Origin of the sequence: Streptosporangium oxazolinicum (genome assembly GCF_039537505.1) — a bacterium.
Taxonomy (GTDB): Bacteria; Actinomycetota; Actinomycetes; order Streptosporangiales; family Streptosporangiaceae; genus Streptosporangium; species Streptosporangium oxazolinicum.
On sequence record NZ_BAABAQ010000007.1, the window covers coordinates 240,461 to 261,931 of the forward strand.

17 protein-coding genes are annotated in these 21,471 nt (G+C 72.6%); 11 read left to right on the forward strand and 6 right to left on the reverse strand.

Annotation, left to right across the window (positions count from 1 at the left end; genetic code table 11):
• Window positions 1-133 precede the first annotated feature (133 nt).
• Window positions 134-691, forward strand: a complete 558-nt coding sequence (locus ABD817_RS20595) for a ferritin-like domain-containing protein (protein ID WP_344919654.1) — start codon at window positions 134-136, stop codon at window positions 689-691.
• A gap of 172 nt (window positions 692-863) precedes the next feature.
• On the opposite strand, the gene menC is transcribed toward ABD817_RS20595, so the two are convergent.
• The 3 genes from menC to ABD817_RS20610 form a co-directional block, all read right to left on the reverse strand.
• The gene (menC, locus tag ABD817_RS20600) at window positions 864-1,964 is read right to left on the reverse strand and encodes an o-succinylbenzoate synthase (RefSeq protein ID WP_344919655.1); all 1,101 of its coding nucleotides are present in this window, start codon (window positions 1,962-1,964) and stop codon (window positions 864-866) included.
• Between the two features lie 91 nt (window positions 1,965-2,055).
• Window positions 2,056-2,889 (reverse strand): GNAT family N-acetyltransferase, encoded by an 834-nt coding sequence (locus ABD817_RS20605; RefSeq protein WP_344919656.1) that lies wholly within the window; start codon window positions 2,887-2,889, stop codon window positions 2,056-2,058.
• Complete coding sequence (locus ABD817_RS20610; protein ID WP_344919657.1) at window positions 2,886-4,235, reverse strand: M20/M25/M40 family metallo-hydrolase; 1,350 nt, start codon at window positions 4,233-4,235, stop codon at window positions 2,886-2,888. Before ABD817_RS20610 ends, ABD817_RS20605 begins: the two co-directional genes overlap by 4 nt.
• A gap of 478 nt (window positions 4,236-4,713) precedes the next feature.
• Here ABD817_RS20610 and ABD817_RS20615 point away from each other — a divergent pair, with 478 nt between their 5' ends.
• The 8 genes from ABD817_RS20615 (at window position 4,714) to ABD817_RS20650 (ending at window position 14,347) form a co-directional block, all read left to right on the forward strand.
• On the forward strand, window positions 4,714-6,522 hold the full coding sequence (locus tag ABD817_RS20615) for an ABC transporter substrate-binding protein (RefSeq protein WP_344919658.1): 1,809 nt from the start codon (window positions 4,714-4,716) through the stop codon (window positions 6,520-6,522).
• Entirely contained in the window at window positions 6,519-7,526 is a 1,008-nt protein-coding gene (locus tag ABD817_RS20620) for an ABC transporter permease (protein WP_344919659.1), read from the forward strand. Before ABD817_RS20615 ends, ABD817_RS20620 begins: the two co-directional genes overlap by 4 nt.
• Before the next feature lie 67 nt (window positions 7,527-7,593).
• Window positions 7,594-8,526, forward strand: a complete 933-nt coding sequence (locus tag ABD817_RS20625) for an ABC transporter permease (RefSeq protein WP_344919660.1) — start codon at window positions 7,594-7,596, stop codon at window positions 8,524-8,526.
• A 4-nt stretch (window positions 8,527-8,530) separates the two neighbouring features.
• Window positions 8,531-9,964: an ABC transporter ATP-binding protein gene (locus tag ABD817_RS20630; protein WP_344919661.1), complete on the forward strand. Its 1,434-nt coding sequence runs from the start codon at window positions 8,531-8,533 to the stop codon at window positions 9,962-9,964.
• Window positions 9,961-10,971 (forward strand): ABC transporter ATP-binding protein, encoded by a 1,011-nt coding sequence (locus tag ABD817_RS20635; protein ID WP_344919662.1) that lies wholly within the window; start codon window positions 9,961-9,963, stop codon window positions 10,969-10,971. The genes ABD817_RS20630 and ABD817_RS20635 overlap by 4 nt, the downstream gene beginning before the upstream one ends.
• Window positions 10,968-11,978: a GNAT family N-acetyltransferase gene (locus tag ABD817_RS20640; protein ID WP_344919664.1), complete on the forward strand. Its 1,011-nt coding sequence runs from the start codon at window positions 10,968-10,970 to the stop codon at window positions 11,976-11,978. The genes ABD817_RS20635 and ABD817_RS20640 overlap by 4 nt, the downstream gene beginning before the upstream one ends.
• 96 nt (window positions 11,979-12,074) lie before the next feature.
• Window positions 12,075-13,004, forward strand: a complete 930-nt coding sequence (murQ, locus tag ABD817_RS20645) for an N-acetylmuramic acid 6-phosphate etherase (protein WP_344919666.1) — start codon at window positions 12,075-12,077, stop codon at window positions 13,002-13,004.
• Window positions 13,005-13,264: 260 nt separating this feature from the next.
• Window positions 13,265-14,347, forward strand: coding sequence for a serine hydrolase domain-containing protein (locus tag ABD817_RS20650; protein ID WP_344919667.1), 1,083 nt, complete (start codon window positions 13,265-13,267; stop codon window positions 14,345-14,347).
• 200 nt (window positions 14,348-14,547) lie between these two features.
• Here ABD817_RS20650 and ABD817_RS20655 read toward each other — a convergent pair whose 3' ends face one another.
• Together ABD817_RS20655 and ABD817_RS20660 are read right to left on the reverse strand one after the other, a co-directional pair.
• The gene (locus tag ABD817_RS20655) at window positions 14,548-15,450 is read right to left on the reverse strand and encodes a MurR/RpiR family transcriptional regulator (protein ID WP_344919668.1); all 903 of its coding nucleotides are present in this window, start codon (window positions 15,448-15,450) and stop codon (window positions 14,548-14,550) included.
• Between the two features lie 27 nt (window positions 15,451-15,477).
• Entirely contained in the window at window positions 15,478-16,983 is a 1,506-nt protein-coding gene (locus tag ABD817_RS20660) for a glycoside hydrolase family 3 protein (protein WP_344919669.1), read from the reverse strand.
• A 335-nt stretch (window positions 16,984-17,318) separates the two neighbouring features.
• Here ABD817_RS20660 and ABD817_RS20665 point away from each other — a divergent pair, with 335 nt between their 5' ends.
• Window positions 17,319-18,893, forward strand: coding sequence for a glycoside hydrolase family 10-like protein (locus ABD817_RS20665; protein WP_344919670.1), 1,575 nt, complete (start codon window positions 17,319-17,321; stop codon window positions 18,891-18,893).
• Window positions 18,894-18,921: 28 nt separating this feature from the next.
• On the forward strand, window positions 18,922-20,082 hold the full coding sequence (locus ABD817_RS20670; RefSeq protein ID WP_344919671.1) for an anhydro-N-acetylmuramic acid kinase: 1,161 nt from the start codon (window positions 18,922-18,924) through the stop codon (window positions 20,080-20,082).
• 63 nt (window positions 20,083-20,145) lie between these two features.
• Here ABD817_RS20670 and ABD817_RS20675 read toward each other — a convergent pair whose 3' ends face one another.
• Entirely contained in the window at window positions 20,146-21,126 is a 981-nt protein-coding gene (locus tag ABD817_RS20675) for a LysR family transcriptional regulator (RefSeq protein WP_344919672.1), read from the reverse strand.
• Window positions 21,127-21,471: the final 345 nt, after the last annotated feature.

Consider the following 21,471-nt stretch of genomic DNA (forward strand, 5'->3'; position numbering starts at 1 on the left):
CGCGTCTGCGGGACCTTCGTCGCTGTTCCCATGGCGACCGGCCCGCTACCCCGAAAGCGGCGTCACGAACAAAACGCCTTCGACTGTGGGCCACGACACTGGATAACCCGCTGATTCTGGGTAGGGCAGGCCCATGGCTGAATTCCTCACAGATATCAAGGAGCTTCGGGCGCGGGCGCGCCAGGAGATCGACAAGGGGCCCATCACCTCGGCCTACGGCGCGGACCTGCCCCGGGTGATCCAGGTGTGCAACGAGGCCCTGGCGACCGAGCTGGTCTGCGTGCTCCGCTACAAGCGGCACTACTACACCGCCTCGGGCATCCACGCCGGGGTGGTGGCCGCGGAGTTCCTGGAGCACGCCGCCGAGGAGCAGGAGCACGCCGACCGCCTCGCCCAGCGCATCGTCCAGCTCGGTGGCGAGCCGGACTTCAACCCCGAGACGCTGGCCGCGCGCTCGCACGCCGAGTACGACGACAGCCTCGACCTGGTCGAGATGGTCAAGGAGGACCTGGTCGCGGAACGGATCGCGATCGCCTCCTACACGGAGATCGTCAACTGGCTCGGCAACGACGACGTGACCACCAGGCGCGTCTTCGAGGACCTGCTGGCCCAGGAGGAGGAGCACGCCGACGATCTGAAGAGCCTGCTGGAGAGACTTCCCGCCGCCCTGAACGGCGGCCAGGACTCGTAGGGCCGGGACTCGTAGGGCCCGGCCGGGTGGGCAGGCGCCGGACGGCCGGTGCCTGGTTCGAAGGGGAAGTGCTGAGCCTCCGCCGCCGGGTGGCCGGGGCTCGACGCGAAGGAGGCGCGGCTGAGACGTCCGGTGCCGCGCCCCTTCCTCCGCGCGCTCGTCGGCTCCGGCGTCAGAGGGCGATCCATTCGGTGGAGGTGGTGAGTTCGTCGAGGACGGCGGGGATGGGGTCGACGCCGATGCCGGGTTCGGCGGGGACGGCGAGGTGGCCGTCCTGGAGCTCGAAGGGCGGGGTGAGGTCGGTGGTGTAGTAGCGGCGGGAGGCGGAGGTGTCGCCGGGCAGCGTGAAGCCGGGCAGGGCGGCGAGGGCGACGTTGGCGGCGCGGCCGATCCCGGTCTCCAGCATGCCGCCGCACCACACGGCGAGGCCGTGGGCGCGGGCGAGGTCGTGGATGCGCCTCGCCTCGAGATAGCCGCCGACGCGGCCGGGTTTGATGTTGATGATGGAGCAGGCGCCCAGGGAGATGGCCGCGGCGGCGTGCTGGGCGGATTCGATGGATTCGTCGAGACAGATGGGGGTGGTGATCTTCTTGGCGAGCTGGGCGTGCTGGACGAGGTCGTCGTGGGCGAGGGGCTGTTCGATGAGCAGGAGGTCGAAGGGGTCGAGTTTGGCGAGGTGGGAGGCGTCGGTGAGGTTGTAGGCGGCGTTGGCGTCGACCTGGAGCGGGAGGTCGGGGCCGAAGTGCTCGCGGACGGCGCGGGTGGGGGTGATGTCCCAGCCGGGGGCGATTTTGAGCTTGATACGCCGGTAGCCCTCGTGGAGGTAGCCGCTGACGGTGTCGAGGAGTTCGGGGATGGTGGCCATGATGCCGATGGAGACACCGGCGGGGACGCGGTCGGCGGTGGCGCCGAGGTAGGTGGCCAGGGACTGGCCGCCGGTGCGTAGCTGGGCGTCGAGGACGGCGGTTTCGAGGGCGGCCTTGGCCATGCGGTGGCCTTTGAAAGGACGCAGGGCCTGGTTGGTGGTGTGGGCGTCGGCGCGGGGCGGCAGGGCGGGGATGAGGAAGCGGCGCAGGACGTCGGCGGCGGCGTCGACGTATTCGGGGGAGTAGAGGGGGTCGGACATGGCCACGCATTCGGCCCAGCCCTCCGCGTCGGGGGTGACGACGCGCAGCAGCAGGACGTCGCGTTCGGTCTGGGCGCCGAAGGAGGTGCGGAAGGGCGCGACCAGCGGCATCGCCACCCGCCGCAACTCGATACCAGTGATCTTCATGATGGTCCGCGGCCCGCGCCGCGTCTCCCTTCGAGATGGTTTTGACGTCGTCATCGTCGCCGTCCGGGCGACCGCGGCTCGGGCCGCGCGCTCACGGTGGCCGTTCCACGACGTAGCAGGATTTGTCGTGGAAGCCGGTGACGCGGGCGCCGTCCCGCAGGAGGTCGCCCAGCACCTCGCGTACGGCCACCCGCCACTCCCTGGCCGCCCTCGGCTCCGCGCGCCGTAGCGCCTCGACGTCCCGGGGCACGGCGACCAGCACCGTTCCCGCGTCGGACGCGTCGGTCGGGCCTCGCACCGGCCTGCCGTTCCGTTCGCCCAGCCCGGCCACCGCGTCCGCCGGGATCACCGGACGGTGCGGCTCGCCCCGGACGGCGGCCAGGACGTGCGGCGCGGTCAGCCGCCAGACGGCCAGCACCCGGTCCGACTCGTCCCCGGTGTTGATCCCGTCGCTCATCGTGCCGTAGAAGGACGGCAGGTACTCCTCCGGGCGGGCCCCCAGCTTGGCCAGATTGAAGTACGCGTTGCGCCGCACCAGAGGATCGTAGGTCCAGGTGATCCGCTCCAGCCCCCGCTCCAGCGCCCACGCCCGCTGGTGCGTTTTCAGGGCGAACCCGGCTCCGTGCCCGGCCAGGGCGCCGGTGATGTGGGAGTGCAGCACCCGTTCCGCGCCGGTCATCCCCAGGAAGCCGACCGACGCGCCGACGATCCGGTCATACCGGTAGGCCCCGGCCACGTAGTTGCCCGCGTGCGACAGCGCCCGCATCATCTCCACCGTGACGGGCGCGCCGTCGGGGTTGGGGCGCCAGATGCCGTCGAAGAGGCGGAAGACGTCCTTGAACTCCTCGATGGAGCGCAGCTCGCGCAGCACCAGGTCGTTCACCCGGGCGTCCCCCCGGTTCGCCGGTGACATCACGCCGCTCACGCGAGCACCGCCCTGATCAGGCCCGTCAGCAGTGCCGTACGGCCGGGCATCTCGGCCACGACGACGTGCTCGTCGTCGGCGTGGGCACCGCCGCCCACCGCGCCGAGCCCGTCGAGGGTGGGGCATCCGGCCCCGGCGGTGAAGTTGCCGTCGGAGGCTCCGCCCACGCCGACACCGGTGAGGGGGGCGAGTCCCAGGCCGGCGGCGACCTGCCTGGCGAGGGCGAACAGGGCGGCCGACGAGGCGTGCTCCAGGGGAGGGCGGTTCGGGCCACCGGTGATCTCAAGGCGGGTCCCGGCGATCCGGGGGGAGAGCGCCCGCATCAGCTCGTCCACCCGTCTCTGCGTGGCGAGGGTGGGCACGCGGGCGTCCACCGAGAGGCGGGCCAGCGCGGGCACGGTGTTGGCCGTGGTCCCGGCCGACAGCACGGTGGGCGTGACGGTGACCGGCCCGAGGTGCTCCGGGGCGCCCCGGCCGCCGTCCGTCCGGTGCCGGTGGGCCTGGCCGTCGCTCGTCCGGTCGCCGTCCGTTCGGTCGCTGTCCGCCTGGCCGTCGCTCGCCCGGTGTCCGTGAGCCTGGCCGCTGTTCGTCCGGTCGCCGTCCGCCCGGACGGTGTTCGTCTGGCCGTCGATCCGGTGGCCGGGCGTCCGCTCGCTGCCCGCCCGGTTGTCACTCGCCTGACCGTCGGCCCGGTGGCCGTCCGTACGGCCGTCGTTCACCCGGTCGGCGATGCCGGTGACGGCGAGGATCTGGTGGGCCAGCTCGACCCCGGCGTTCGCGCCGCTGCCGGGGGCGAGCCCCGCGTGCGAGCCACGGCCGTGCACCACGACCTCGTACATCGACGTGCCCTTGCGTGCGATCTTGAGCGCGCCGCCCTCGGCGCTCGCCTCCAGGACGAACGCGGCCGCGCAGCCGCGCGCCGACTCCTCGACCAGCGCGCGCGAGGTCGGGGAGCCGACCTCCTCGTCCCCGGTGACCAGCACGCACACCCCGTCCGGTGACGGCAGCGCGGCCAGCGCGTGGAACATCTGGACCAGCCCGGCCTTCATGTCGAACACCCCGGGTCCCCGGGCGATCCCGTCGGCGACCGACCAGGGACGGGCGAGGAGGGAGCCGATCGGCCAGACCGTGTCGTGGTGGCCGAGCAGCAGCACCCTGGGCGTGCCGAAGGTCCACCGCAGGTGGGTGACCCCGCCGATCACGATCGTCTCCGCCCTGACGCCGAGCCTGCGGTGTCCCTGGTCGGCGACCACCCGCGCGCTGCGGGCCACCGCCCGGTGGTCGGCGGAGAACGACTCGCACACGACCAGCTCTCGCAGGTCCTCAAGCATGACATCCAGGTTCACCGTGGTCGCCTCTCCGCCGATCCGTGTTATCGCGACCGTATGACAGCGCGGGGTGCCGGAATCCGCCGGGTTCACCTGACAAAGGGTGTCCCACACCCGGCGCCCCCCTGCTCCCGATCTCCCCGTCCCCAGTCTCCCTTTTCCCAACCTGTCTGTCCCCAGCCTGTACGGGCGCGCGGTCCCTTCGCGGCCCGGTCGAGATCGTCACCCTCCGCCGTCCGGTCGGGACTCCCGGCCCGCGCGCCCGGCCGGGCGCACCGGATCCGCCGTCCGGCCCGGATCGTCCGCTCCGCGCGGGGCTCGCGGTGATCGGCGCGGGGCGGCGCCGGGGGAACGGAGGGTTGGTGAAGGAAAGCTACAGGGAGTATCACAAAAGTGGAGATAATTGACGCGGATGGCGGGTCGAACGTATTGTCCGGACAACGCCTGCACCCCGGTACCGGTGCCCTGACCTCGAAGAACACCCAACGGAGCGTTCATGAAGCGACTAGCAGCGGCAGCGGTCACCGTCTGCCTCGCCGCCGTCACCGCGGCGTGTGGCGGCAACGGGGACAGCTCCGCCGGTGGCGTCTTCACCACGATCGACGCGCTCAAACCGGGCATCGACGCGAACGCTCCGGTCAACCCGTACAACCCCAAGGGCAACGCCTTCCGGGGATACAACGCCGAGTGGCTCGGGTGGACCAAGAACCATCTGACCGATCCGAACCAGTTCTACCCGGGGGTCGCGCAGAGCTGGCGGATCGCCCCCGACCAGTCCTCGATCACCCTCAGGCTCCGCCCGGAGGGGAAGTGGTCCGACGGCGAGCCGATCACCGCGAAGGACGTGCGGTTCTCCATCGGGCTGGCCTACACCCAGGGTGGCACCGCCTACGCCCTCGACCCCTCCGCGGCCGGTACGGCCTCCGACATCAAGATCGTGGACGACAGGACGATCAAGATCACTCAGGCGGCGAGGAACCCGAGCTCCTCCTTCGTCCGCAGCGTCATGGAGACCGTCATCGTCCCCGAGCACGTCTGGCGCGGCGTACTGCCCGCCGACTTCTGGCAGAGGCTGAAGCTCGCGCAGAGCGACGCCCCCGGAGCCGAGGCGGCACGGGCGGGGATCACCAGCCTCGCGGACAAGGTCATCTCCTTCGCCCCGCCCAGGGACGTCTCGGCAGGGCCGTTCGTCCTGAAGCGCGTCAACCCGGGCGAGGCGCTGCTGGTCAAGAACAGGAACTTCTACAACGCGGCCAACGTCGCCGCCGACCAGGTGCGCATCCTCAACTACACCGGCAACGAGCAGGTCTGGAACTACCTGGTCTCCGGCAGGCTGGACAGCGCGCCGTTCACCGCGGTCCCCGCGGGGGTGATGCGGCGGATCACCGAGACCCCGGGCAACGCCGTCGTCAGGGGATACTCGCCCGTCAGCGAGGGGCTGGCGTTCAACCAGTCCAGGAAGCCCTACGACAACGTGCACGTCCGCCGGGCGCTGGCCTACCTCATCGACCGTAGGCAGGTCACCAAGGTCGCCTCCCCCGAGGGCGGCACCGCCTCCCTCACCACCTCGGGGCTGCACCAGCAGGCCGCGAAGGCGTGGCTGGGCGACGGCCTCGCCGCCCTGGACCCCTACCGGCACGACCCCGCCAGGGCCGCGAACGAGCTGCGGGCCGCGGGCATGAAGAAGGTCGCCGGGAAGTGGACGATGCCCGACGGAAGCCCCTGGAAGATGACCATCAACGTGCCCGCGTCCTTCTCCGACTGGCTGGCCGGAGCCAAGGCCGTCACCAGCCAGCTCAACGACGCCGGGATCGACGCCGAGGTCGTCACCACCGCCGACTACCCCCTCTACCTGGAGGAGATGGCGGCCGGGAAATACGACCTCGGCTTCTGGCTGGTGGCGCTCGGCCCCGCTCCGTACAACATCTTCCAGCGCCTGTACGGGGCCCAGAACGGCTGGCAGCTCTTCGGCGGCAGGCTCAGGCACGTCGCCCCCGGCACGGAGGGTAACTGGATGGGCGGCGCCGAGGTCATCGACGTCAAGGGCGCGGGCAGGGTCAACCCCGGGGAGCTGGCGGTCAGGCTGAACTCCGTGCCCGAGGCGGAGCAGCGGCGGATCGTCTCGACCCTCGCCAGGACCGCCAACCAGGACCTCCCGGTGATCCAGCTGTGGGACTACGTCAACACCCAGGTCGTCAACACCACCCGCTTCACCGGATTCCCGGGCGACGAGAGCGACGCGTTGCGCCTCACCTCCGGAGTCTGGCTCCAGCTCGGCATGGTCAAGAGGAAGAGCCACATATGACGGTCATCGCACGCCGCCTCGCGGGCCACCTCGCCCGAGGGCTCGTCATGATCCTGGTGGTCACCACGATCAGCTTTGTGATCATCAGGAACATCCCCGGGGACCCCATGCAGGCCCGCTACGAGAAGCTGGTCGAGCAGGGCATGTCGCCCGACCAGGCCGAACGCGCCGTCGCGGTGCTGTACGGGTTCATGCCGAAGGGCACGATGTGGGAGCAGTACCTCGACTACATGAGGGGCCTGCTCCACCTCGACCTCGGCCAGTCGCTGAGCGTCCCCGGCGCGGAGGTGACCACCCTGCTCGGCTCGGCGGCCACGTGGACGATCCTGCCGGTCCTCGTCGGCACCCTGCTCAGCTTCGCGGTCGGCATCATCCTGGGCGTCTACGCGGCGATCAAGCGGTCGAGCAGGCTGGGGGACATCCTGGCCGTCTCCGGTTCGCTCCTGCACGGCCTGCCGCAGTACGTCCTCGCGCTGCTGGTGAGCGCGGCCTTCACCACCCTGCTGCCGATCTTCCCCGCGAGCGGCACGGCGGACGTCACGCTCGAACCCGGCCTCAACGCCGCCTACATCGGCTCGCTGATCCAGTACGCCACGCTGCCGGTCCTCACCTACGCGCTGGCCGGATACGGGGGCTGGATCCTGGCGATGAAGTCGAGCGTGGTCACCGTGCTGGGCGACGACTTCATCCTCGCCGCCGAACTGCGCGGCATGAGGCGCGGGATCATCTTCCGCTACGTGGCGCGCAACGCCATCCTGCCGCTGTTCACCATCCTCGCGCTCTCGCTGGGCCTGCTGTTCGGCGGCGCGATCTTCATCGAGCGGATCTTCACCTACCCGGGGCTGGGCCTGCTGCTGCTCAACAGCATCACCGACCGCGACTACGCGCTGATGGGCGGGGCCTTCCTGCTGATCACCGTGGCGATCGTCATCGCCAACATCGTGGCCGACATGCTCTACACCGCCATCGACCCACGGGTCCGTTCAGGACAGGAGACGTCATGACCGGGCGAACCACACGGGCGGCGGAGGACCCCGCGAGCCCGTACACGCACCCGGCGGAGGTGGTCGCATGACGGCGCCGGTCATCACGGGTGGCGCCCCCGGCGCGTCCGCCCCCGGTGTCTCCGGCACCCGCGCGACGCTGCGGCGCAACTTCCGGCGCGGCGTCTGGCGGGTCCTGCGGCGCAAGCCCAGCCGGATCGTGGGCGTGGCCATCCTGGGCGTGTTCGCGTTCATGGGGATCTTCGGGCCGTTGCTCTACCCCGCGCGGCTGCCGCGCGACGACAACGCGCTCTACGCCGCGCCGAGCCTGGCGCACCCCTTCGGCACCGACTTCGAGGGCACCGACGTGCTCGCCCTGGTGGTCACCGGGGCCCGCTACGTCCTGCTGACCGCCCTGGTCACCGCCGTCATCACGGTCGCCCTCGGCACCGCCGTCGGGCTGTTCGCGGGGTTTCGGCGCGGGCGCTGGGACGCGGTGCTCATGCGGATCACCGACATGAAGCTGACCATCCCCGCCCTCCCGCTGCTGCTGGTCCTGTCGACCGTCTGGAAGTTCACCAGCGCGATCGAGATGGGCCTGGTGCTCGGGCTCCTCGGCTGGGGCGGCGTGGCGCGCGCCGTGCGGGCGCAGACCCTCTCGCTGCGCGAGCGCGGCTTCATCGAGGCGGCGAGGGGACTCGGCCTGTCCGGCGGGCACATCGTCGGCAGGGAACTGCTGCCCAGCATGGCTCCCTTCATCGCGATGAACATGCTCATCGCGGTGACCGGCGCGGTGTATGCGCAGGTGGGCCTGTTCTTCCTGGGGGTCCTGCCGTTCGACGCCAACAACTGGGGCGTCATGCTCAACCTCGCCGTGTTCGGCGGCGGCGCGCTGACGACGACCACCGCGCTGCCGTACATGCTGGCGCCGCTGCTGGCGATCCTGCTGCTCACCCTGGGCATCGTCCTCGTCGTCGACGCCATGGACGAGATCTTCAACCCCCGGCTGCGGGAGGACTGAACAGATGTTCGCACGTTCGGAGAAGGTGTCCGCGACACCGGGCGGACGGCTGTTCGCCGCCCTGAGGACCCGGAGCACCCGGGGCACCGGGAACCCGGAGGGCGCCGCGAGCACCGGGAGTGCCGCGAGCGCCCGCGAGGCGGGAAGGAGCGGGCCGCCCGGGGTGCGCGTCAGCGGCCTGTCCGTCGTCTACCGGACGCCGGCGGGGGAACTGCCCGCCGTGTCGGGGATCGATCTCGAACTGGTGCCCGGGACGATCACCGGGGTGGTCGGCGAGTCGGGATCCGGCAAGTCCACCCTGGCGCTGTCGCTGCTCAACGCGGTCCAGCCCCCCGGCAGGATCCGCTCGGGCGGCGTGGAGATCGACGGGCTCGGCGACGTCGTCGAGCTGCGGGGCGACGATCTGCGCCGGGCGCGGGGACGGCACATCGGGTACGTCTTCCAGGCCGCCCAGAACTCCCTCAACCCCCTCAAGACGGTCGGCAAGCAGCTCCTCGACCTGGGCCGCTCGCACGACGTCCAGGACCTGCGGGGGCTGGTCAGGGACGCCAAGAACCTGCTCGGCAGGATGGGCATGGACGGCGCGCGGGTGCTCGACTCCCACCAGCACGAGCTGTCCGGCGGGATGCGCCAGCGGGTCGGCATCATGTTCGCGCTGGTGCTCAACGCCCACCTCGTCGTGCTGGACGAGCCCACGACCGCGCTCGACATGATCACCCAGGCCACGATCCTGCGCATCGTCAGGGAGGTCCACGAGGAGCGCGGGCTCACCACGTTCGTCATCACCCACGACCTCGGCGTGGTGGCCGAGGTCGCCGACCGGCTCGCCGTCATGTACGGCGGGCGCGTGGTGGAGCAGGGACCGACCACCGAGGTGCTCGCCGCCCCCCGCCACCCCTACACCCAGGGGCTGATCCGGGCCATCCCGCGCCTGATCGGCGACATCGGGGAGGCCAGGGCGCTGCCCGGCCGCCCGCCGACGCTTGGGACCGTTCCTTCGCGGGGATGCGTCTTCAGGGAGCGTTGCGAGCTGCGTATGGACGTCTGCGAGACCGAGGAGCCGCCCGCCGTCTCGCGCGGCGAGTGGATCGTGGCCTGTCACGCCGTCGCCGCCCGCCACGCGGAAGAGGACGCGGGCGCGGCGCGTACCGCGAACGGGACCGGTGACGGGACCGGCGGCGGGGCCGGGAACGTCGCGCCCCCCGCGACCGGCACGGAGAGGGGGAACGTCGCGCGCGCCGCGAACGGAACCGGGACGGAGAACGCAGACGAGACCGGAGCCGGGAACACGAACGGGACCGAGAGCGCGACCGGGACGGAGAACGAAGACGAGGCCCGAGCCGGGAACACGAACGGGAACGCGTACGAGGACCGGGAGGTGCTTCTGCGGGGAGCCGGACGGACGGCCGGGACACACGGACCGAGGGAGAAGGCGTGATCACTGGGCAGGCAATCACGAAGACCTTCAAGCAGCGGGGCGGCATGCTCGCCGGGCGGGAGGTGAAGGCGCTGCGCGGCGTCGACTTCGCCATCCCGAAGGGCGGGGCGGCGTCGTTCATCGGGGAGTCGGGCTGCGGCAAGACGACACTCGGGCGGATCATCGCCGGGCTGGAGAGCCACGACTCCGGAGAGATCACCATCGACGGCACGCCCATGTCGTCGCTGCGCCCGAAGCGGCGCCAGCCCTACTTCCGCCGCATCCAGCTCATCCACCAGGACCCGTACTCGGCGCTCAACCCGACCCGCACGGTGCACCAGACGCTGGACGCGCCGCTGTCGCTGCGAGCCGCGCAGACCGGCCGCTCACGGTCGTGGGCCGACGGGCGCGCCCAGGAGCTGCTGGAGCTGGTCGGTCTCGACCCCGGCTACGTGCTGCCGCGCTACCCCCACCAGCTCTCCGGCGGCATGCGCCAGCGGGTCGTCATCGCCCGCGCCCTCACCGTCGACCCCGAGATGCTCGTCGCCGACGAGGCCGTCTCCATGATCGACGTATCGCTGCGGCTGGGCATCCTCGCCCTGCTCAAGGACCTTCGCGAGCGCCTCGGGGTGAGCGTGCTGTTCATCACCCACGACGTGGCGACCGCGCGCTACATCGGTGACGACGGCGAGCTGTACGTCATCTACCGGGGGGAGGTCGTCGAGCGCGGTCACGTCGAGACGATCATCTCCGGCCCCGTGCACCCGTACACCCAGTCGCTGCTGTCGGCCATCCCCGTGCTGCACGGCCTGGAGCGGCCCGGCGAGGAGCCGGTGACGCCGACCGGCGCGCTCGACGAGAGCCGCCTCGACGCGGGTTGCCTGTTCGCCCGGCGCTGCCCGTTCCGCACCGGCCGCTGCGAGTCGGAGCACCCGCCGCTCGGCCACGGCGGCGGCACGCCTCAGGAGCACGCCTGCTTCCACCCCGCTCCCCGCGACGTCGTCGCCATGCCGGTCGGCCGCTCGTGACCCCGCTGGGGAACGGTCCCGGCGCGGGGCCGTGGAACGTGGGCGGGACGCCGGGGGCTCCCGAAGTGCCGGGGACCCCTGAAGAGACGCGCGACTCCCAGGCGCCGGGAGTCCGCGAGACGTCCCGGACGCGCGAGACGTCCGGGATCCGCGAGGCCGTCGCGGCCGACGCGGCGGCGCTCGCGGGGATCGCCGGGGCGGCGCTCACCCATGACGCGGGGGAGGCCGCGAGCCTGGTCGCCAGGCTCGCCACCCCGCCCGCGCACCGGTCCTGGACGGCGCTGGTGACGCGCGATCTCGACGGTGTGGTGTTCGCCTCCATGTCGGCGCGCGACCCGCGCGCGGGCCATGTCGACCTGCTCGCCGTACGCCCCGAGGCCCGGGGGGCGGGGCTCGGCCGGGCGCTGGTCGCCGCGGCCGAGGAGTGGCTGCGCGGCCGGGGGGCGACCGAGGCCCGCTTCGCCGGCAACCCGCCCTGCTACGCCTGGCCCGGCATCGACGTGCGCTACACCGAGGCCGCCTGCCTGGCCGAGAGCCTCGGCTACGAGCGCTACAACGTCGCCTGGAACATGACCGTCGACCTCACCGGGGACCTGTCCGCCGACGCCGACCTCGCGCGGCTGGCGGACTCGGGGGTCACCGTGCGCGCCGCCGCCCCCGGGGACCGCGCCGCCGTGTCGGCCTTCGTCGCGGAGCAGTGGAACGCGAACTGGGCGTGGGAGGCGGAGCAGGCCGTCGGCTGCCACTACGCCGTCAGGGAGGGCGAGATCCTCGGTTTCGCCGCGTGGGGTACGAGGCCCTCCTGGTTCGGCCCGATGGGCACCGCGCCGGCCGCGCGGGGCCTGGGGGTCGGCCGCGTGCTCGTGCGCCGCTGCCTCGCCGAGCAGCGGGCCGCGGGCATGTCGAGCGCCCAGATCGGCTGGGTGGGGCCGCTGCGCTTCTACGCGCGGACGGTCGGCGCGCACGCCGAGCGGGTCTTCTGGCTCTACCGCCGTGGGTTGCCGTGACGGCCCCGCCCATCGGACACGGCCATCACGCCCGCACTGTCAGAAGATCATCCACTTGGCAGCAGTGAGACAGGACAACTAACGACATGGGACGTCATGAGTGATCAACCAGCCACACTGTCCACGCTTTCCACCGAGCAGAGCGATCCGCGCTACAGCCGGATCGACAGGCTCCCCACCGAGCAGGTGGCCCGGCTGATGAACGCGGCGGACACCGCGGTGCCCGCGGCGGTGGCCGAGGCGGTTCCGGAGATCTCGGCCGCGGTGGACGCGGTCGTGGCCCGGATGAAGTCGGGGGGCCGCCTGTTCTACGTGGGCGCGGGAACGTCGGGCCGGCTGGCCGTGCTGGACGCCTCCGAATGCCCGCCGACCTTCGGTACCGATCCCGAGCTCGTCCAGGGCGTCATCGCGGGTGGCCCTCCCGCGCTGACGCGTTCGGTCGAGGGTGCGGAGGACGACCACGCCGGGGGAGCGGCAGCCCTCGTGGAACGGGGAGTGGGCGAGCTCGACGCGGTGGTGGGCGTCTCCGCCAGTGGCCGCGCGCCCTTCGTGCTCGGCGCGCTCGCCGAGGCGAGCCGCCGTGGAGCCCTCACCGTGGCACTGTCGTGCAACGCCGAGACCCCGCTGTCGGCGGCGGCGCGGCACCCCATCGAGGTGATCGTCGGCCCGGAGGTGGTGACCGGCTCCACCAGGCTCAAGGCGGGGACCGCGCAGAAGCTGGTCCTCAACATGATCTCCACGATCGCGATGGTCAAGCTGGGCCGTACCTACGGCAACACGATGATCGAGGTGTCGGCGATGAACTCCAAGCTGGCCGACCGGGCGGCCAGAATGGTGAGCGACATCACCGGGGCGGCCCTCTCCGCCGCCCGCTCCGCGCTGGAGGCCGCCGGATGGCACGTGAAGGTCGCGGTCCTGATGATCGAGCACGGCCTCGACGCCGGTGGCGCCCGGGTCCTGCTGGAGCGGCACGGCGATCACCTTGACGCGGCGCTGGAGGCGGCGGGACAGGCCAGGGGGGCCTGACCCTCCGGCGGAGGGGAACCGACCGGGACCGGACGTGAGCCGGTGCCGGGCACGAAACCGCTTTTTCCCGTGCGGCACCGGAACCTTTTCCCGTGCGGCACCGGAACCGAGAGCGGGCGCGAGGCGGGAACGCGGGACCGGGGTGGGAACGGGACCGGAGTGGGAACGAATCGGGACTGGAGCGGGACCGGGGTGGAAACGGGAACGGGACCGGGAGCGAAGTGGGACCGATGCCGGACCGAGGGCGGGAGCGGAGAGCGGTGTCCGATCGTGAGGAAGACGCCCGGCTCGCCGGGATCCTCGGCGCGGCGGTGCCGCGCGTCTGCTCGGCCGCGGTGGCGGCGATCGCCGTGGGCGGGGTCACGGTGGCCGCCGCCGCGGCGGGGGAGGCCGTACGCTACTCGTCGGCCTCGGAGGAACTCGCCGGAGACCGGCCGCCCGCCCTCCGCGACTCGATCTTCGACCTCGCCTCGATCACCAAGCTCTTCACCACGGCCGTCATCCTGTCGCTGGCCGAGGACGGCCTGCTCGGCCTGGACGAGCCCGTCGCCGCCCGGCTGCCCGCCTGTTACGGCGGCGCCCCGGAGGTCACCCTGCGGCACCTGCTCACCCACACCGCGGGACTGCCGCCGGGACGCAGGGCCCACGAGGAGATTCCCGGTGACGGCCCGGAGATCCACGCCACACGCATGGAGCGGATCCTCTCGACGCCGCCGATCGGCCCCGCGGGTGAGCGCTACCTCTACTCCGACGTCGGGCTGATCACGGCGGGCCGGGTGGCGGAGATCGCCGGCCGGGCCCGCCTGGACGAGCTCGTCCGCACCCGGGTCACCGGACCCCTGGGCCTGCCCGACACCGGCTACCGCCCCGCCGCGTCCCTGCTGTCGCGGATCGTCGCCACCGAGCACAAGCCCGAGCGCCCGGGGCCGGGATGCGTGCGCGGCGAGGTCCACGACGAGACCGCGCACGGCCTGGGCGGGGTCGCCGGGCACGCCGGGATCTTCTCCACCGCCGACGACCTCGTACGTTTCGCCGAGGCCCTGCGCACGGGAGGAGCCCCGCTGCTGAGTGAGGAGACGGCCGCCGAGATCATCCGCGACCACCCCGTCAGGGGCGCGGACTTCCGCCACGGCCTGGGGGTGCGGATCGGCGACCCCGCGATCGTCGGCCCGCTGGCCGACGCCTACGGCCACTCGGGCTTCACCGGCACCTCGCTCGTCGTCGATCCCGGGCGCGCCCTCACCGTCGTCCTGCTGACCAACAACGTCCACCCCCTGCGCGGCCGCGCGGGCATCCGCGACCTGCGCCACGCCGTCGCCGCCGAGGCCCTGCGCCTGTCCTGAGCCCGAGCGCCCCGCGTCAGAGGGCCCCCGCGGCCCCGGCGCTGTAGACGGTGGGGTGGATCGGCCGGAAACCGAGCTCATCGCGGATCTTGGAGGTGTCCGCGATGCCCTCCCAGGGGTCGTCGAGTGTCCGGCTCGCCGCCCCGTCGGGGACGGATCCGCGACCTCGTGATCCGAGCCCCGGACAGGCCCTGGGAGCCCTAGGAGGAGGACCTGCTCCGGCGGCGGTAGTCGGTTCTGAAGCCGTCGATGGCGTCCCTGGTCGCCCTCAGCGCCGCGTCCGAGGTCTCGAAGGTGCGCTGGGCGATGCCGACGAAGATGCAGTCGACGATCAGGAGCTGGCTGATCCGGCTGGCCAGCGCCCCCGGGCGGAAGGCGGTCTCCCGGCCCGCCGAGACCAGGACGTGGTCGGCGAGCCCGGCCAGGGAGGAGCGCGGGTTGTTGGTGATGGCCACCGTGGTCGCGCCCGCCCGCCGCGCGACGCGCACGGGCGCGAGCACGTCGGGGGTCTCGCCGGTGCAGCTCACCGCCACCGCGACGTCGTCGTCCCGTACCAGCGCCGCGCTGGTCAGCGCCAGGTGCGCGTCGGTGTAGGCGTGACCGGGCAGGCCGATCCGCATCAGCTTCTGCGCCATGTCGGCCGCCACGAGCCCGGAGGCGCCGACCCCGTAGACGTCGACCTTGCGCGCCCCGGCCACGGCCTCCACCACCATGCCCAGCCGGTCGGGGTTGAGCTGCGCCGCGGTGTCGGCCAGCGCCTCGGACTCGGCCCTGGCCACCTTCGCGATCACGTCGGTCAGCGGGTCGTCGGGGCCGAGGTCACCGGGAACCAGCCGCTCGGGCTCGTCCCTGGCCACCGCCGCGGCCAGGGCGAAGCGCAGCTGGGAGTATCCGGCGAAGCCCAGGGCCCTGGCGGTGCGCACGATCGTGGCCTCGCTGGTGCCGGAGGCCGCGCTGAACTCGGTGATGGTGCTGCGGGCCACCACGCCGGGGTCGTCGAGGATGAGGCGGGCGATGGACTGGGCCGCAGGGGTGAGGGAGGGAAGGACGGCCCTCACCGTGGCCACCAGGTTCACGGGGGTGGGGCCATCGAGGACATTCATTAAGCACCTTTCATTTCATAAATCAGCCTATTGGTCGCCGGTCAACCAGCGGGCCACGGCGCGGGCCGAAGCCCGGGAGATGCCGTTCGTGGTCACGTACACGGCTCCGGAGGGCTCGCCGGGCATCCCGGTCTCGACCACCACGGTGTCGGGGCGCAGCGCGACGGCCCGCGCCAGCAGCTCGCCGACCCAGGGGTGACGCCTGGCGTCGTGCACCACCATCACCAGCGGACGGCTCCCGTCACCCAGGTCGGGCAGCTCGGGCGCCTCCACGGTGACGACGTGGCCGACGGTGTCCGGCAGCAACTCGGTGAAGGCGCCGATGAGACCGGTGAGCAGGCCCGGCTCGACCGCCTCGCTCAGCCGGGGGGCGATGTCGACGACCAGCGGCGGCCCGGAAAGCACGGTCGGGGCGCCGGTGGCGGTCACCCGGATGGCCGCGCGGGCGGTCCGCAGGCCGAGCTCCTCGCCCTCGCTCCCCGTGCCCCGGGCGGCGTTCCCCGCCGCCCGCGCCGCCACGGCGGCGTCCGAGGCGTACCAGCCGGACAGCGCGAGGACGCGGGAGGCGGCCTCGGCCAGCCGGTCCTCGCCGAGCCTGCCCTCCCGTACGGCGTCCACGATGGCGTCGCGCAGCTCGTGGACGTTCTCGCCCCCGGGGGAGGAGATGCCCGCGCAGACCGCGTCGGCCCCGGCCGCCAGGGCACGGACCGCGATCTCCCCCGGTGAGTGAAGGGCCGCGACGGCGCGCATCTCGATGGCGTCGGTGACGATCATGCCGGTGAACCCCATCTCCTCGCGGAGCAGCCCGGTCGTGATCCTCCGGCTCAGCGTCGCGGGGTTCTCCGGGTCGAGGGCCGGGATCAGCAGGTGCCCGCACATGACGGCCCGGACCCCGGCGGCCACCGCCGTGCGGAAGGGCGGCAGATCGCGCTCGGCGAGGAGCCGGGGGGAGACGTGCACGGTCGGCAGGGCGTGGTGGGAGTCGGTGTGGGTGTCGCCGTGGCCGGGGAAGTGCTTGGCGCAGGCGGCCACCCCGGCCCCCTGGAGCCCGGAGACCCAGGCCACGGTGTGCCGGGAGACCAGCTCGGGGTCGGCCCCGAAGGAGCGGACGCCGATCACCGGGTTGGCCGGGTTGGCGTTGACGTCCGCCACCGGGGCGTAGTCGAGGGTGATGTCGGCCGAGGCGAGGAGGCGGCCGATCTCCTGGGCGACCAGCCGGGTCCTTTCGACGTCGTCGCCCACGCCCAGCGCCCGGTTGCCCGGCCACGAGCTGCCCAGCCTCGCCTGCAGGCGGGTGACGGACCCGCCCTCCTCGTCCACCGCGATCACCGCGGCGGGGTTCTCCGCGCGCAGCCGGGCGACCAGATCGGTCGTGTGGCCGAGGCCGGCGAGGTTGCGGGCGAACAGCACGGTCCCGCCGAGGCCCTCGTCGCCGAGGGCGCGGAGCAGCCATCCGGGCGGCTCCGTGCCGTCGAAACCCGGCTGGAGGACGGTCATGGCCAGCCGGGCCAGGTCGGGGCTGCGATGGGGCATGCGGTCACCTTCTCGATCGAGGCAGGCGTCTTCCGACGGGTCGGTGCAGGGAGATGTCTCAAGGCAGATTACCCATCAATGACAATTTTCTTCATTATCATTGCCTTCAAAGTAGCTTTCTGTCATTCTCGCGATCGAGAACCCCGGGACCCGGTGGTCCGGTGACCGGCTTCGCGATCATCTCCGCGTCCGTTCCCGTGTCCGCTCCGTGCTCGCCTCATGTCCGCTTTGTGTCCGTCCTCATGTTCCTTCGCGCCCGCCCTCGCGGCGGCCCGGCGGCGCCCGGCCCACGGCCCCCGGCCCGCCGCCAGGGGCCGAACACCCCTGGAGTCCGCATGAGCCCATCCAGCCGGCGAGCCGTCCTGCGCGGCCTCGCCCTCGCCGCCGCGGCGACCGCCATCCCCCTGTCCGGCCGGACCCCGGCCGCCGCCTCCGGAATCTCCCACGAGGGCTCCTCCGGCGCCGAGGGCGCGCCGCCGCTGCGCCAGATGCGCGGCATGTGGATCGCCTCGGTCGCCAACATCAACTGGCCGTCGAGGACCGGGCTGAGCGCGGAGCGGCAGAAGGCCGAGTACGTCGCCTGGCTCGACCTGGCGCGGGCCCGCGGGCTCAACTCGGTGTTCGTGCAGGTCCGGCCCACCGCCGACGCCTTCTGGCCCTCCCCGTACGAGCCCTGGTCGCAGTATCTGACCGGCGTCCAGGGGGGTGACCCCGGCTACGACCCGCTGGCCTTCCTCGTGGCGGAGACCCACCGGCGGGGTCTGGCCTTCCACGCGTGGTTCAACCCCTACCGGGTGTCGATGCAGGCCGACCCGGCCCTGCTGCACCCCGACCACCCCGGCCGCAGGCACCCCGACTGGATCGTCCCCTACGGCGGCAAGCTCTACTACAACCCCGGCATGCCCGAGGTCCGCGCCTTCGTGCAGGACGCGATGATGGACGCGGTCACCAGGTACGACATCGACGGCCTGCACTTCGACGACTACTTCTACCCGGTCAACACCACCGCCTTCGACGACAGCGAGGCCTACGCCCGTTACGGCGGCGGCTTCCCCGACCTCGCGGCCTGGCGGCGCGAGAACGTCGACCTTCTCGTCCGGGAGATGCGGCGGCGGGTGCGGCGGGCCAAACCCGAGATCGCCTGGGGCATCAGCCCCTCGGGCATCTGGCGCAACAGGGCCACCGACCCCCTGGGCTCGGAGACCAGCGGCAGCCAGTCCTACGACAACCTGCACGCCGACACGCGCGGCTGGGTCAAGAAGGGCTGGCTCGACTACATCGCGCCGCAGCTCTACTGGTACATCGGCCAGTCCAACGCCGACTACGCCAAGCTGGTCCCCTGGTGGTCCGACGTGGTGGCGGGCACCGGCACGCAGCTGTGGATCGGCCAGGCGGCCTACAAGGCCGGGGCGGCGGGCCAGCCCGCCGAGTGGTCCCGGCCCGACGAGCTCAGCAGGCACCTCACCCTCAACCGGGACCACCCCGAGGTCGGCGGCGACATCTGGTACAACTCCGGCGACGTACGCGACGACCGGATCGGCTCGATCAGCGCCGTCGTGACCGGCCACTACACCCGTCCCGCGCTGCCCCCGCTGCTGCCCAGGCTCGCCTCGGGCCGGGCTCCGGGCCGCCCGCTCGTCCCCCTCGCCCGCCGGGTGGACGGCGGCGTCGAGCTGCGCGTCCTGGCCGCGGGCCCGAAGGTCCCCTTCCAGTACGCGATCTTCCGGCTCGACCGTCCGGCCGGGCCCGGGGACCTCGCCGACGCCCGGCACCTGATCGCGACCGTCCCCGCGAGCCGTGACCTGCGCTGGGTGGACCCGGCGGGCACCGCGGGCGCCCGCTACCACGTGGTGGCCGTCGACCGGGCCGGTCGCCTGAGCCCGCCCAGCACCGCCCGCCGCGCGCGGTGACGGCCGTGCGCGTACCTGGGGGTGAGGCATGCGCGTACTGGGCCTGATGTCGGGAACGTCCCACGACGGGATCGACAGCGCGATCGTGGACTGGTCCCCGGACGGCGACGTGCTCACCGGCGCCGTCGAGCACACCGGCGCGTGGCCGTACGAGGAACGGCTCCGCGAGCGCGTCGCCGGGGCGCTGCCGCCGAACCCGGCCGACCTGGCCGAGGTGTGCCGGCTCGACACCCTGATCGGCCAGGCGTTCGCCGACGCCGCCGAGGCGTGCGGGCCGGTGGACCTCATCTGCTCGCACGGGCAGACGATGTTCCACTGGGTGGAGGGCGGCCGGGCGCGCGGCACGCTGCAGCTGGGCCAGCCCGCCTGGATCGCCGAGCGGACCGGTGTGCCGGTGGTCTCCGACCTGCGGGCCAGGGACGTGGCCGCCGGAGGGCAGGGCGCCCCGCTGGTCTCCTACCTCGACCTGCTGCTCCTGGCCGGGCTGCCGGGGCCGAGCGGCGCGCTCAACCTGGGCGGGATCGCGAACCTGACCGTGCGGGACGCGGGGACGGCCTACGACACCGGCCCGGCGTCGGCGCTGATGGACGCGGCGGTGTCGGCCGCCACGGGCGCGCCCTACGACGAGGACGGCCGCCTCGCCGCCTCGGGGGAGGTGCACCGGGGGCTGCTGGAGGACCTGCTGGCCGAGCCGTACTACCGGGCGCCGCCGCCCAAGAGCACCGGCAAGGAGCTGTTCCACCTCGGCTACCTGGTCAGGGCGGCGTCGCCGTACGGGCTGTCCCTGCCCGACCTGCTGGCGACGCTGGCCGCGCTCACCGCCGAGACCGTCGCGGCGGAGATCCGGCGCCACCGCCTGGAAACGGTGGTGGTCTCCGGCGGCGGGGTGCGCAACCCGGTCCTGATGGCGATGCTGGCCGCGCGGGCCGGGGGCGCGCGGCTCGTGCCGAGCGACGAGCTGGGCGTCCCCGCCGACGCCAAGGAGGCGATCGCCTTCTCGCTCTTCGGCTGGCTGACGGCGCACGGGCTGCCCGCGACGGTCCCCGGCTGCACGGGCGCGTCCGGCCCCCGCCTCCTCGGCACGATCACGCCCGGCGACGGGCCGCTGAGGTTGCCGGAGCCCCTGGGGCAGGGGCCCCACCGACTGTGCCTCACCACGGACTCCGGGTTGCCCGGGGTGGCCGGTTAGACCGAAGGGGACCTTCTCTCCGCCGCTCCGGTCACGCGGGCGGCCCCTGATCCCGGAGGTCCGTCAAGCCGAGGCGCCCACGGCCTCGCGTACGGCCCTGATGACCGGCCGGTCGCGCTGGCAGGCGAGCCATCCGAGCGCCGACAGGCAGGGGGAGAGGTCCGTCACGTCCAGGTACCGGACCCCGGGGCGGGGGAAGAAGTCCCGCGCGGCCGAGGGCAGGAGGCACACCGCCTCGCCCCGGGCCACGGCGAGCAGGAGCCCCTCCATGTCGGACACCACGGGCCCGTAGCGCACCGGCACCCCGTCCGGGCGGGGATCCACCGCCCAGTAGTCCCACCACACCCGTGGGATCTGAGGCGGCATGTCGACGAAGGGACGACCGGCGAGGTCGCTCAGGGACACGGCGTCCCGGGTGGCCAGGGAGTCGTCGGCCGAGACGCAGGCGACGCGGGGCTCGGTGGCCAGCTCCGCGAACTCGATACCGGGCGGGACCGGCGGGCGCAGGAACGCGACGTCCAGATCACCGTCGATCAGCCGCGCCATGTGGTCGACGAAGTTCAGGGTGCGCACCTCGATGGTCAGCCGTGGGTGCCTGGAGCGCAGGTTCTCCAGGATCGCACGGGTGTAGGGCATCGCCGCCTCCGCCCCGACCGCTCCGACGACCAGGTGCCCGGTGAGGGTGCGAGACCACTGGCCCGCCCTCGCGCGCAGCCGCTCCATGGCGTCGACGACGGCGCGCGCGTCGCCGGTCAGGGCGCGGCCCGCCTCGCTCAGCCGCACGGTACGGCCGTCGCGCGCGAATAGCCGTACCCCGAGCCGTTGTTCCAGCACCTGGATCTGACGGCTCAGCGCCGGCTGGGTTATGAAGAGCCGCGCCGCGGCCCTGCCGAAATGCAGCTCCTCGCTCATCACGAGAAAGAGACGTAACTGGTGCGGCGTGACGTCGATTCCGGACGGCCCGGAAAAGGAGCAGGGCCCGGTGTCGTCTGCCGTGGACGCCTTTGTCGTACGTCCCCGGGGAAGGCTCTGATCGGCGGTCATGACCAATAGGTTATTGGTCGGGTCAAGTCCTTCATGACCGTAAAGGTGGTACCGCCTTTCCGCTGGTGAGACCGTCTCCGTGGGGGGCGGTTTCCCGGTGCTCACGCCTTTGGGCGGTAATCCGGCGACCGGGTGGCCCACGGCGAACCGTCGGCTCCCTCCCGCTCGCCGGGCACGGGGCGCGGCCTCCGGCGGGGAAATCCGAGTACGCCCACGAGGAAGGGGTCCGAAAAGAGGGTGAGGTCAATGTGAACGGAGAGAGCGTGCGACGTTTCGGGCTTCCCTTGGCCAGTGCCCTGGGGATGGCACTGCTTTTCGCCTTTCCCGGTGTTTCACAGGCGGCGC

What these genes read in the sequence shown, in the direction of transcription:
- menC (WP_344919655.1), bottom strand. Translation starts at nt 1,964, where the DNA reads ATGAAGATCACTGGTATCGAGTTGCGGCGGGTGGCGATGCCGCTGGTC.
- murQ (WP_344919666.1), top strand. Translation starts at nt 12,075, where the DNA reads ATGAGTGATCAACCAGCCACACTGTCCACGCTTTCCACCGAGCAGAGC.
- ABD817_RS20615 (WP_344919658.1), top strand. Translation starts at nt 4,714, where the DNA reads ATGAAGCGACTAGCAGCGGCAGCGGTCACCGTCTGCCTCGCCGCCGTC.
- ABD817_RS20620 (WP_344919659.1), top strand. Translation starts at nt 6,519, where the DNA reads ATGACGGTCATCGCACGCCGCCTCGCGGGCCACCTCGCCCGAGGGCTC.
- ABD817_RS20655 (WP_344919668.1), bottom strand. Translation starts at nt 15,450, where the DNA reads ATGAATGTCCTCGATGGCCCCACCCCCGTGAACCTGGTGGCCACGGTG.
- ABD817_RS20675 (WP_344919672.1), bottom strand. Translation starts at nt 21,126, where the DNA reads ATGACCGCCGATCAGAGCCTTCCCCGGGGACGTACGACAAAGGCGTCC.
- ABD817_RS20630 (WP_344919661.1), top strand. Translation starts at nt 8,531, where the DNA reads ATGTTCGCACGTTCGGAGAAGGTGTCCGCGACACCGGGCGGACGGCTG.
- ABD817_RS20660 (WP_344919669.1), bottom strand. Translation starts at nt 16,983, where the DNA reads ATGCCCCATCGCAGCCCCGACCTGGCCCGGCTGGCCATGACCGTCCTC.
- ABD817_RS20625 (WP_344919660.1), top strand. Translation starts at nt 7,594, where the DNA reads ATGACGGCGCCGGTCATCACGGGTGGCGCCCCCGGCGCGTCCGCCCCC.
- ABD817_RS20665 (WP_344919670.1), top strand. Translation starts at nt 17,319, where the DNA reads ATGAGCCCATCCAGCCGGCGAGCCGTCCTGCGCGGCCTCGCCCTCGCC.
- ABD817_RS20595 (WP_344919654.1), top strand. Translation starts at nt 134, where the DNA reads ATGGCTGAATTCCTCACAGATATCAAGGAGCTTCGGGCGCGGGCGCGC.
- ABD817_RS20670 (WP_344919671.1), top strand. Translation starts at nt 18,922, where the DNA reads ATGCGCGTACTGGGCCTGATGTCGGGAACGTCCCACGACGGGATCGAC.